Source organism: Streptomyces pseudoechinosporeus (genome assembly GCF_054783935.1).
Map to the genome: position 1 here is coordinate 1 of NZ_BAAGPS010000058.1, position 11,346 is coordinate 11,346.

11 protein-coding genes and 1 pseudogene are annotated in these 11,346 nt (G+C 69.0%); 6 read left to right on the forward strand and 6 right to left on the reverse strand.

The features are described 5' to 3' along the window. Positions 1 to 194: hypothetical protein (locus ACYVO6_RS37635; protein WP_461069353.1), on the reverse strand; the 194-nt coding region annotated here is incomplete at its 3' end. Positions 195 to 391: 197 nt separating this feature from the next. Between ACYVO6_RS37635 and ACYVO6_RS37640 the strand changes: the two genes are divergently transcribed. The 4 genes from ACYVO6_RS37640 to ACYVO6_RS37655 all read left to right on the forward strand — a co-directional run bounded on the left by ACYVO6_RS37640 (position 392) and on the right by ACYVO6_RS37655 (position 2,637). After that, positions 392 to 1,012: an ester cyclase gene (locus ACYVO6_RS37640; RefSeq protein WP_461069355.1), complete on the forward strand. Its 621-nt coding sequence runs from the start codon at positions 392 to 394 to the stop codon at positions 1,010 to 1,012. A 47-nt stretch (positions 1,013 to 1,059) separates the two neighbouring features. After that, complete coding sequence (locus tag ACYVO6_RS37645) at positions 1,060 to 1,182, forward strand: hypothetical protein (protein ID WP_461069357.1); 123 nt, start codon at positions 1,060 to 1,062, stop codon at positions 1,180 to 1,182. Between the two features lie 75 nt (positions 1,183 to 1,257). Further along, entirely contained in the window at positions 1,258 to 1,797 is a 540-nt protein-coding gene (locus ACYVO6_RS37650) for an alpha/beta fold hydrolase (RefSeq protein ID WP_461069503.1), read from the forward strand. A gap of 33 nt (positions 1,798 to 1,830) precedes the next feature. Then, on the forward strand, positions 1,831 to 2,637 hold the full coding sequence (locus ACYVO6_RS37655; protein ID WP_461069359.1) for a strictosidine synthase: 807 nt from the start codon (positions 1,831 to 1,833) through the stop codon (positions 2,635 to 2,637). 54 nt (positions 2,638 to 2,691) lie between these two features. On the opposite strand, the pseudogene ACYVO6_RS37660 reads toward ACYVO6_RS37655, so the two are convergent. After that, positions 2,692 to 2,916: pseudogene (locus ACYVO6_RS37660) on the reverse strand (XRE family transcriptional regulator); the annotation flags it as partial. 266 nt (positions 2,917 to 3,182) lie between these two features. Continuing rightward, positions 3,183 to 4,442, reverse strand: coding sequence for a glycoside hydrolase 5 family protein (locus ACYVO6_RS37665; RefSeq protein ID WP_461069361.1), 1,260 nt, complete (start codon positions 4,440 to 4,442; stop codon positions 3,183 to 3,185). Positions 4,443 to 4,547: 105 nt separating this feature from the next. On the opposite strand from ACYVO6_RS37665, the gene ACYVO6_RS37670 reads away from it, so the two are divergent. After that, the gene (locus tag ACYVO6_RS37670; protein WP_461069363.1) at positions 4,548 to 5,585 is read left to right on the forward strand and encodes an N-acetylglucosamine kinase; all 1,038 of its coding nucleotides are present in this window, start codon (positions 4,548 to 4,550) and stop codon (positions 5,583 to 5,585) included. Further along, entirely contained in the window at positions 5,579 to 7,888 is a 2,310-nt protein-coding gene (locus ACYVO6_RS37675; RefSeq protein WP_461069365.1) for a glycoside hydrolase family 3 N-terminal domain-containing protein, read from the forward strand. The genes ACYVO6_RS37670 and ACYVO6_RS37675 overlap by 7 nt, the downstream gene beginning before the upstream one ends. Here ACYVO6_RS37675 and ACYVO6_RS37680 read toward each other — a convergent pair. Genes ACYVO6_RS37680 through ACYVO6_RS37690 form a run of 3 tightly spaced genes read right to left on the reverse strand, consistent with a single transcriptional unit; the run spans position 7,852 to position 11,143 of the window. Beyond that, positions 7,852 to 8,757, reverse strand: coding sequence for a carbohydrate ABC transporter permease (locus tag ACYVO6_RS37680; RefSeq protein ID WP_461069367.1), 906 nt, complete (start codon positions 8,755 to 8,757; stop codon positions 7,852 to 7,854). The two genes, ACYVO6_RS37675 and ACYVO6_RS37680, sit on opposite strands and share 37 nt — an antisense overlap. Next, entirely contained in the window at positions 8,754 to 9,773 is a 1,020-nt protein-coding gene (locus ACYVO6_RS37685; protein ID WP_461069369.1) for a carbohydrate ABC transporter permease, read from the reverse strand. Before ACYVO6_RS37685 ends, ACYVO6_RS37680 begins: the two co-directional genes overlap by 4 nt. Beyond that, on the reverse strand, positions 9,773 to 11,143 hold the full coding sequence (locus ACYVO6_RS37690; protein WP_461069371.1) for an extracellular solute-binding protein: 1,371 nt from the start codon (positions 11,141 to 11,143) through the stop codon (positions 9,773 to 9,775). The genes ACYVO6_RS37685 and ACYVO6_RS37690 overlap by 1 nt, the downstream gene beginning before the upstream one ends. Positions 11,144 to 11,346: the final 203 nt, after the last annotated feature.

Consider the following 11,346-nt stretch of genomic DNA (forward strand, 5'->3'; position numbering starts at 1 on the left):
ACGGTGTCGAGGCCAAGGCCGGGACCGGCCGCCTCCTGCGCTGGGGAGACTGGGACCAGCCCACCGCCACCAACTGAGAGGCGGTCCGCGAGAGCAGTGATGGTCTTCCGGGCGATCGTCAAGTGTTCGTCATCGTCGACGCGGCGCGCTCGCTGCCGCGCACGCTGCGCCCCGTTCTCCGCCGTGACGTTCACGGCTGACTGCGTGCCCCGGTGCTCGACCGGTAGGCCGCCACACGATCCCACTCGCCTCGGAACTCGCTTGCGGCCTCTCGGTCACCCCGATAGAATTACGACCGTAAGTCAATGAGTGGCCGCCCTCCCGGTGATGACACTCGTGACCGTCGCGTCCCGGGCTCGGAAGGGCGGTCGCACTCGCGCGGGCCGGAAACGTGTCAGACCCTGCTCGTCCAACCCGCCTGTTCGACCCGATTCCACTGTCCATCACCGGGGCGGAGCCGCTCCGTCCATCCACATGGGAGAAGCGCATGTCTTCCTCGAACGTCGAGACCCGAACGTCCACCGCCGACTTGCACCAGTTTGCCGATGAGTTGATCAGGCAACTCAACCTGCGGGACACCGACGGCGCGTTCGCCCTGTTCGCGCCGGACGCCCGCTTGTACGCCGCCGACGGCACCACCACCGGCGTCGAGGAGAACCGCGCGGTGGTGGCGTCGGTCTTCGATGCGTTCCCCGACGTCACCTTCACGCCGGTCCGTGTCGTCGCCGAGGACGATTGGTTCGCGATCGGCTTCATCTGGGTCGGCACGAGCACCCGGCCCTTCAACGGCACTCCCGCCACCGGCCGATCCATCAAGGTGCTGGAGTTCCGTATGTTCAAGGTGGCCGACGGGAAGATCACCGAGGCCTGGGGGCCTCATCGACCTGGCGTCGCTCTTCGCTCAGTTGCAGTCCTGAGAGGATTACGTGAGTTGATGCCTGTTTCACCCTTTCGGGAGGGGCAGGCGGGCTGGCCGCCGCGTCGCCGGGCGGCTGCGGCCGCGGCTGGGTGAACAAGCCCTGCTCGGTCTCGACCAGGATTCCGTGCTCGGTCAGCCGCTTGAGCTTCAGGCGGGTGTTGTTGATGTTGTTGGGCGCGATCTCCATGTCCATCGCCTCGTACACCTGCCGCGCCCGCAGCGGCGCGTCGGCCGCGGCGAACAGCACCGTGATCTGCTGGTAGGCCGGATGGTCCGGCAGTTTCGGGGCCGACGACGCCTACGCCTTCATCTCGGCGCTCGGCTTCGACAAGATCGACATCTTCTCCTTCTCCCTCGGCGGCTTCGTCGCCCAGGCCCTGGTGGTGAAGCACCCCGAGCTCGTCCGCAAACTCGTCCTCACCGGCACCGGGCCCAAGGGCGGCAAGGACATCGACAAGGTTGTCGCCACCACGTACTGGGACACGCTGCGCGCCACCTTGACCCGGTCGGACCCCAAGGAGTTCCTGTTCTTCAACCGCGACTCCGTCGGCAAGGCCGCCGCGCGCGCGTTCGTCAACCGGCTCAAGGAGCGCACCGTCGACCGCGACGCGAAGATCAAGGTCAAGGCGTTCCAGACGCAGCTGAGGGCGATCCAGAAGTGGGGGCGCTCCACCCCCGACGACCTGTCGAAGATCACCCATCCCACGCTGATCGCCAACGGCGACAACGACCGCATGGTCCCCTCGATCCTCTCCGAGGACCTGCACCGGCGCATCAAGGACAGCGAGCTGATCATCTATCCCGACTCCGGTCACGGCGGCATCTTCCAGTACTACGAGGAGTTCGCCCCGATCGCGGTCGAGTTCCTCGCCCGATGACCACCGTCTGACCAGGAAGAGAAAGGCAACACCATGAGCATGCCATCGACCGCCGCGCAACTGGACGTGAAAAAGCACTTCACCTCCTCGATCCTGTTGTGGGTGCGCACCGACCAGCCCCGTCAGACCGGCATGGACTACTGGAAGGGCCCGCACTCAGGGATCATCTCCGCCACCCCGGGCCTGGAGGAGTACCGCCAGATCCACCTCGCCGAGCACAACCCGGGCCGGTGGCCGGCAACCGGCGGAGTGGAGACCTCGATCCCCGTCGACCGGAAGATCGACGGCGTCGCGGAAGTCACCTTCCGATCGGCGCTTGCGCCCTCACAGGGGCGTAAGCAGACGAAGCTGGCCTACCAGGACGAGATCAACGTGTTCCGCCGCACCCTGCTCTACGCCGGCCCGCCGAACTCATCCCGCTGGTATGACGTCGCAGGCCCGGGAGAGAAGGTCGGTGCCCGCGTCCTGGTCTACCTGCGCCGCAGAGACGGGGCCGGCGCAGGTGAGTTCCGGAAGTTCGTCAAGAAGCAGCTCGTCCCCGCACTCGCCGGCACCGGAGTGCTGAAGGAGCTGCGCACGCAGACGTTCCTGCCCTGGAGCGAAAAGCTCTGGGACACCCCGAACGTCGCCCACGACAACCCCCACGACCAGCGCTTCCACGCCTCCCTCATCCTCGGGTTCACCGACACCGCAGCACGGGACGCCTTCTTCACCGGCAACGTGATCCAGGACCTGTCCGACCAGCTGGCACCGCTGGTCTCCGCGATCCACGCCTACGACGTCACCGCCGCCCTCACCTACGTCAAGAACGGCGACATCCTCCCGCACTACCAGGAGTGAGCGGCAACGGCCGGGAGGAAGACCGCCGGACTCTACGAAACTCGGGGCAGCTCACTCGTCGTCGAAGCGGAACACCGACAGCGACACGTGGTTCACGGCGTCCTCCGCCGCACTGAAACGGGCCTCCACGCCCTCCAGCGGGCCCAGCTTGGCCAGGGCCTCCAGGGTCATGCTGATCCGGGTGGACACCGTGAGCGCGACGTACTCGATCACTTCGCGCTGCCGGGTCACTTCGCCCGCCGGGTCTCCGAGGAGGAAGCGCACCCGACAGCCGGACGTGGGCGGAGCCCACTGACGTAACGAGCGCCGAGCCGCTGGAGCCGCTGGCCACGGGCGCCTGGCCACCATGTCGATGTCGCCAGTGCGCGACGGCCAGGGCGGGTCGGGGCGGGGGTGGACCCAGGGTGAGTCGCATAGCGTGAGCACTTCTCCCGCTTGTGTTCACGCAGTGCTCGTTTGAGTGCCTGAATGGCATTCCTCCGCCGTGTGTTCACGATTTACGCGACAGGGGTCATGGGACCGCGGTGCCAGTACGGCAGGTGAAGTCACGGCATCCGAATGAGTTCCCTGATGCCTCGCGCACTCAAGTACTCCGCATCATCCGCCCATGCCGCCCTCACCACCGCCGGGCGTGCCCCCTCGACCCGCAGTCGCATCCACTCCTCGAAGTACGCGCCGCCCGGGCCGGACACGGAACGGGTCGCGGGTGTGCAGTCCAGAACCAGGGCGGTGTCGCGGGGCTGCGCCCGGTGTGAGCCGGTGCGCAGCTTCGCCACCGCGTCCGCGAGAGCCGTGGCGATGGGCTTGGTGCGGCCCGTGGAGTCGAAGAGGCCCAGGGTGTACTCCAGTTCCGGGAAGTCGGTGAGGGAGCGGTCCACGTCGTGGGAGCACCACCAGGTCACGCCCCACAGGTCCGTGCAGTCGGCCGCGTTCAGGACGGTCGCGCGGGCGAAATCCGGGGCGTCGGACGCGGGGATGTGCGGCTCGGGCGCTCCGGTCTCCTGGACCCAGACCGGGCGGGCCGGTTCGGTGGCGTACGCCTTGGCGAGTTCGACTCCGTACTCGGCGAGGTGCCGTACCTGCGGGGAGCGGGGGCCGTAGCGGCGTGCGCAGTCGGCGGAGAACACCCAGGGGTGGACGGTGGTCAGGTCGCCCTTGCGGGCGGAGGCCTCGGGGGTGAAGGGGTGGTCGTCGCCGTACCAGGCGGCGTCGTATGCGGAGTGGGTGACCAGGCCTTTCGCGCCGAGTCCGGTCCGGGCGGCGGTCAGCAGCGTGTCGAGGTAATGGTCCACCTGGTCGGGTGTGACCGGGTTGTGTTCGACCAGGTTGTTGAGCTCGTTGCCGAGTTGGAGGCCGAGGAGGTTGGGGCGGTCGGCCAGGGCGCGGCCCAGGACCCGTAGTAGTTCGGCCTGGGCCTCGATGGCCTCGGGGTCGGTGAACACATTGCGGTGGTGCCAGCTGCGGGTCCACTCCGGGTAGAAGTCGAAGCTGGACAGGTGGCCCTGGATGCCGTCCACGAGTACGTCGAGGCCGGCCTCGGCAGCCAGGTCGACCAGGTGCACCAGTTGGTCGACGGCGGCGGTGCGGATGAGCGTGCGGTTGGGCTGGAGGAGCGGCCAGAGGTGGAAGATCCGTACGTGGTCGAGGCCCAGGCCGGCTATCTGCGCCAGGTCCTCGCGTGCGTGCGCCGGGTCGAAGTCGTGCCAGGAGTGGAACCAGCCGCGTCGGGGGGTGTAGTTGACACCGAAGCGCAGGCTTGCGGGCGCGGTGGGAGTGTTGATGGGGACCTCCTCCTGGTCGGACACGTCGGGACCCGTCGGGCCTCATCGGGAACTGTCGGGCCTCGTCGGATCTGTCAGGGCCTCGTCGTGTCTTGTATCCGGCGAATGTATCAACCACCATGGTCGCCAATGAACAATGATTTGAACCAGGATTTCGTGGTCGGCCTGGACGTGGGCGGCACCCGTACGCGCGCCGTTCTGGCGTCCGTGCGCGACGGCCGCCCGAGGGGTGAGGGCGCCGCGGGACCGGGCAACGCCCTGACCGTCCCGGTGCCTCAGCTCACCGACCACCTTGCCGAGGCGGTCGCACAGGCCGTGCCGGAAGGGCTGCGCGGCCGGGTGGTGGCGGTGGCGGGCGGGTTCGCGGGCGCTTCGCGGACCGCCGCGGACGAGCCCGGCCGGCTCAACGCTCACTCCGCCCTCACCTCGGCGCTCCGGAGGCTGGGCATCGCCGCCGTATCGGTCGAGGTCTACAGCGACATCGAGGCCGCCTTCGCCTCCGCACCCGGCACCCCCGCGGACGGCCTCGCCCTGGTCGCCGGCACCGGCGCGGTCGCGGCCCGCATCACCGACCGCCGCTGCACCGCCACCGCAGGCGGTGACGGCTGGCTCCTCGGCGACGACGGCAGCGGTTTCTGGATCGGGCGCGAGGCGGTGCGGTCGGCGCTGCGTATGGCGGATGGGCGGGGTGGTTCCACGGTGCTGGCGGCACTGGTCGGCCGGGCGTTCGGGCTTCCGGACGACGTGTTGCCGGGCGGTGGTGAGGCGGAAGGGCCTGCCTTCACGTCCCGGGCACAGCGCGAGGCGTATCGCATGCGGCTGCTGCCCGCGGTCATGGCGCAGCCTCCGATCCGGCTCGCCGGGCTCGCGCCACTGGTGAGCGAGGCGGCCCGCGGCACGGATGCCGTCGCCACGGCCATTCTCCGCGAGGCGGCCGATCAACTTACCGAGACCGTCCGCGCGTTGGGCTGTCGCCCGGGAGAGCGACTGGTCGCCACCGGCGGACTGCTTGGCGCGGGCGGGCCCCTTACGGAGGCCGTACATCGTCGCCTGGGCGAACTCGGCCTGGAGGTCGACCGGGTGACGGACGGCTGTGGTGGCGCCGTTGCCCTGGCCCGTCTGGAGCGCGAGTTCGACCCGCCAACGAAGCGGCCAGCCGCATGCTGACCCCCAACCAGACTGCCCTCTACCGCAACCCCACCGCCCCCATCGAAGCCCGCGTCCATGACCTGCTGGGCCGGATGACGCTGCGCGAGAAGGTAGGCCAGCTCAACCAGCGCATGTACGGCTGGAACGCCTACCGCCGCACCCCATCAGGCTTCCAACTCACCGAAGCCCTGCACGCCGAAACCGAGCGCTTCGCCGGCCTCGGCGCCCTCTACGGACTGCTGCGAGCCGACGCCTGGTCGGGTGTCGACCACGCCACCGGAGCAGGCGCCGCGGACAGTGCGGCGCTCGCCGACCTGGTGCAGCGCCACGTCATCGAGGAGAGCAGGCTCGGCATCCCGGTGCTGTTCGTCGAGGAGGTCCCCCACGGCCACATGGCCCTGGACGGCACCGTCTTCCCGGTGAACCTGGCCGTCGGCGCTACCTGGGATCCCGAGCTGTACGAGCGCGCCGCGGCCCATGCGGCAGCCGAAATCCGGGCCCGCGGCGCCCACTTGGCGCTCGTCTCCGCACTGGACATCGCCCGCGACCCCCGCTGGGGCCGCACCGAGGAGTGCTTCGGCGAGGACCCGTACCTCGCGTCCCGTCTCACCGAGGCGCTCGTACGGGGCATGCAGGGGAACCCCGGCGATCTCTTCGCCCCCGACAAGGCTCCCGTCGTGCTGAAGCACTTCGCCGGCCAGGGCGCCACCATCGGCGGCCGCAACTCCGCCGAATCCGAACTCGGGCCGCGGGAGCTGCACGAGATTCACCTCCCCGCCGCGAGGGCCGGCGTACGCGCCGGAGCCGCCGCCGTCATGGCCGCGTACAACGAGGTCGACGGCATGCCCTGCTCCGGCAACCGCGCCCTGCTGCACGATCTGCTCCGCCAACGCTGGGGCTTCGAGGGCCTGGTGATGGCCGACGGCCTGGCTGTGGACCGGCTGGCCCGCATCACCGGCGACAAGGTTTCCGCGGGCGCGCTCGCCCTCAACGCCGGTGTTGATCTGAGCCTCTGGGACGAAGGCTTCACGCACCTAGAGGAGGCGGTTGAGCGGGGGCTCGTCTCCGAGCAGAGATTGGACGCCGCCGTCGCCCGCGTCCTGTGCCTGAAGTTCCGCCTCGGCCTCTTTGAACGGCCGTACACCGCAAGCCCGTTGCCGCCTCCATCCGTCGGCCGGGACCTGAGCACCGCCCTCGCCCGAGCCGCAGTCACCCTCCTCCACAACAACAGCGGCGTTCTCCCCATCCCCCCGACCGCGACCCGTATCGCCGTCCTGGGCCCGCACGCCGCCACCACCGCGCACCAACTCGGCGACTACACGGCCCCGCAACGCCCTGGCACCGGCGCGAGCGTGCTGGACGGGATACGACGGCTCGCCCCGCCCGGCACGGACGTACGCCACGCGCGCGGCTGCGCCCTCACCGGCGGCGACACCTCCGGCATACCCGAAGCCGTCGCCCTGGCCCGCGAGTCCGACCTGGCCGTGCTCGTGCTCGGCGGCAGCAGCGCCCGTACCCCCGAGACCGGCTTCGCCGCCAACGGGGCCGCACAAGAGACCGGTTCCGAGATGACCTGCGGTGAGGGCGTCGACCTCGCCGGGCTGCGGCTCGGCGAGGCGCAGTACGAGCTGTTGCGCGCCGTCTCGGCGACCGGCACCCCCGCCGTGGTCGTCCTGGTGCAGGGGCGCCCACACGCCGTCCCGGAGGCGGCGGACCTCGCGGCGGCGCTGCTCACCGCCTGGTACCCGGGCCCTTGGGGTGGCGACGCGATCGCCGATGTGCTGCTCGGGAACGCGGAACCGGTCGGCCGCCTTCCCGTCTCCGTCCCCCGGTCGGCGGCCCAACTGCCCGTCTACTACAACCACAAGGACACCGAGTACGGCTCCTACGCCGACGAAAGCGCCGAGCCGCTCTACTCCTTCGGGCACGGACTGTCGTACACGACCTTTGCGTACGGCCCGCCTCGTCTGTCGGGCCCCTCGGGGCACACCGTCGAGGTCGATGTCACCAACACGGGGGAGCGGCACGGGCGTACGGTCGTCCAGCTGTACGTCCGGCGGCTGCTGACCCCCGTCTGGCCGCGCACCCTCGAACTGAGGGCCTTCCGCTCCGTCGACCTCGCGCCGGGCGAGTGCCGTACCGTCGACATCCCGCTCGGCGCCGACCAACTCGCCCTGGCCGACGCCGACTTGGAGACGGCCGTGCTGCCCGGCACGCTGGAGGTCCGGATCGCCGAGTCGGCCCGGGCCGCGCTGACCGCGGTACCCGTCCTGTTCCGCGTGGATCAGAACTTCACCGCTCCCGACGCGACGCCCTTGTAGAACCACCGTTGTGTGATGGCGAACAGCACGAGCACCGGAATCAGGGAGATCACCGACCCGGCCATCACCACCCGCTGGTCGTAGCCGAACGACGAGGTCTGCAGCCGGGCCAGTCCCAGCGTGAGGGTGAAGTTCTCCTCGGAGCGCAGCACGATCAGCGGCCACAGGAAGTCGTCCCAGGCGGCGATGAAGGTGTTGATGGCGACGACCGACATCGCACCGAAGGCGCTCGGCAGGTACAGAAGCCGGAAACGCTGCCACTCTCCCGCCCCGTCGAGCATGGCCGAATCCTCGAGCTCCCGGGGGACGGCGAGGAATGCGGCCCGCATGATGAGGACATTGATGGCGCCGACGAAGCCCGGGAGCCATACGCCCGCCAGGCTGTCCACCAGCCCCAGGTCCCTCACGCTCAGGAAGAGGGACACCATGATCGCCTCGAAGGGGAACATCATCGAGGCGACCAGCAGGATCCAGACCGACTTTCGGCCCCGCCACGCCGGCTTGGAGAGCATGTAGCCGGCCATGGTGGAGAACAGCAGCTGGCTGACGAGGGACAGCACCACCACGATCATGCTGTTCCTGATGTACGTCGCCACCGGCACCTGGTCGAAGACCTGCTCGTACGCCCGCAGCGTCGGGTGCTGCGGCAGGAGGGAGGCGTTCGCGCCGAAGACGTCCTCCGTCGTTCCCTTCAATGAGGTCAGGAGCTGCCACAGCAGCGGGCCGACGGTGATCGCCAGCACGAAGAGCAGCAAGAGATAGCGGACCACGAGTTCGCGGGGGCGTCCGTAGTCCCGCCAGCGGAAGCGCCGCCGCGCGGGCCGCGGGGCGGCCGGGGTGCTCGGGGCGGTCGGGGTGCTCGTGGTCATTCCTCATCCCCCCTGGTGAGGCGCTGCGCCAGCAGCGTGAGGCCCAAGGTCAGTACGAAGAGGGCGACGCTGACCGCGGCGCCGTACCCGGCGTTGCCGCTCAGCGGATCGAGCCCGACGTCACGGATGTAGAAGGGCAGCGTGCGGGCCTGGCCGCCGGGACCGCCGGTGGGGCTGCCGAGCATGTAGATCTCGGTGAACACCCGCAGCGAGCCGATGCCCGTCAGCACGCCGACCAGCAGCATCGTCTGCCGCACGCCCGGCACGGTGATGTGCCAGAAGCGCCGGACAGCGCCCGCGCCGTCCATGGCCGCCGCCTCGTGCAGGTCCTGCGAGACGTTCCCCAGGGCGGCGAGGTAGAAGATCATGTACCAGCCGAGCCCCTTCCACAGCGTGAGGCCCATCGCGGACAGCAGGATCAGCCACGGATCGGACAGGAAGGGGATGGCCTCCCTGATCAGATGCGCCTTCTCCAGCCAGGTGTTGACCAGTCCCTCGTCCTTGAGCAGCCACTGCCAGCTCAGTCCGACGACCACGCTGGAGGCGATCACCGGCGTGTAGAAGGCGGACCGGAAGAACCCGATGCCGGGCAGTTTCTTCTCCACCAGCACGGCGAGCAGCAGCGGCAGCAGCACCATCAGCGGCACCACGATCACCGCGTACAGCACGCTGTTGCGGGTCGCCAGCCAGAAGTCGTCGTCGCCGAGCATGCGGGTGTAGTTGGACAGCCCGACGAAGTTCGCCGCGCCGCCGAGCGGCTTGGCGTCGGTGAACGACAGCAGGAGGGTGTTGAGGAAGGGGAACACGCCGAAGCCCGCGGCGCACACGATGGCAGGGAGGGCCCACACCCAGGGCAGCCACCAGCGGCGGTACAGGGCGGCGCCGTTGGCGCCCGGCGCGGGCCCGGGCCGCAGCGCCCGGCCCAGACGCCGCAGACGGCCCGGGGCCGGGCCCGGTGCGGCGCTGCTCGCGCCACCTGGCCCGGCCGTCGGCTTCGCGGTCTGTGTCGCTGTCATCAACTGCCCTGCGTCAGCAGCTCGTTGGCCTTGTCCTGGGCCTCCTTGACCGCCTGTTCGGGGCTCTTCTTGCCCTGCATGGCCAGTTGCACCTGGGCCACGATCGCGTTCCGCTGCGGGTCGGAGAGGACGATCTCGTCAGCGGTGGCGGTCTTGAGCTGCTCGGCGACCACCTTGCGGGCCTCGGCGAAGGGGTCGTCTCCGGTCACCGTGGTGAAGAACGGGTCGTCCAGCGACTCGGTGGTCGTCGGGAAGATCACGACGTTCGGGTCCTTGCACCAGGCCGTCTGGTTCTCCGCGTTGGTGAGGAACTTCGCGAACGCCAGCGCGGTGGGTGCGTTCTTGCTGGTCGCGGGGACGGAGATGTACTGCGGGGCGCCGGTGGTGTGCCCGAGCTTGTCGAACGGGTACTGGCCGACGCCGGTCTTTTCGTAGACCGACGGGCTGTTCTGCTTCACGAAGCGCACGAAGCTGGGGTTCGTCGATCCGTAGGCCACCTGGCCGTTGCTGTAGGGCGTGGAGGGGTCGTCGCTGGACGACAGCGAGTCCTTCGGCATCGCGCCTCCCTGATACAGCCTTTTCATCCAGGCGACCCACTCGGTGGTCCTGGGGTCGTCGGCGAAGACGAAGGACTTGCCGTCGTCGGAGTACACCTTGATGTCCATCTGCTGCCAGTCGGCCGGGAGGCGCCAGATCGGGTTGGCCATCGTCGCGTAGTACTTGCCCTTGGCCGATTTGGCGATCTTCTCGTAGTCCTCGAACAGCCCGAAGAGGGTCGTCGGCGGCTTCTTGGGGTCGATACCGGCCTTCTCCAGCATCTCGGTGTTGTACGTCAGGTTGATTCCGCCGGTGTACCAGGGCAGCACGGTGTGGATGTCCGAGCCGGAGGCGTCCTTCAGGGCGCTGGAGTCCCAGAATGCCTTCACGAAGGGCTTCGACGCATCGGGGTCCTTCTCGTCGAGGTTGAGCAGGTAGCCGGACTTGGTGAGGGCCGTCGCGGTGACCTTGTTCAGGTTGATCACGTCGGGCAGGGAGCAGGCCTGGGCGTCGGCGACGTTCCGCTCGGTGAACTTGGCGTCGCCCGGGTCGTCGACCCACTTGACGGAGGTGCCGGGGTGTTCCTTCTCGAACGCCTTGATCACTCCGTTGAAGAACGTCCCGAAGTCCTTCTTCAGGTTGGTCGTCTGGAAGGTGATCTTGCCCTTGACGTCCCCGGTGAGCTTGCCGGAACCGACGTTGCCCTTGTCGACCTTGCAGCCGCCGGCGGTGGCCTCGCCGTCCCCGGAGTCTCCGGAGAGACCGCAGCCGGCCGTGGCCAGCGACAGGACGATGAGGCCGGCCAGGGATCCGGTGAGTCTTCTTGCGCGCATTTTTGCCCTCCTGCGACCAGGCTTCTGCTGGTTCAGTCGCTGGTTCAATTCACCAACTTGGACTCCGATTGATGAAAATGTGGACCAAAATTCATCGGAGGTCAATGGGCTGCCGTGTTGCTTTTGGGTTCCGGATCGGGGTCGCGGACGGTCGGATGCCGGGCGCCGGGTGTCGGGCGAGTGCCGGTCGGTGTCCGTCAGTG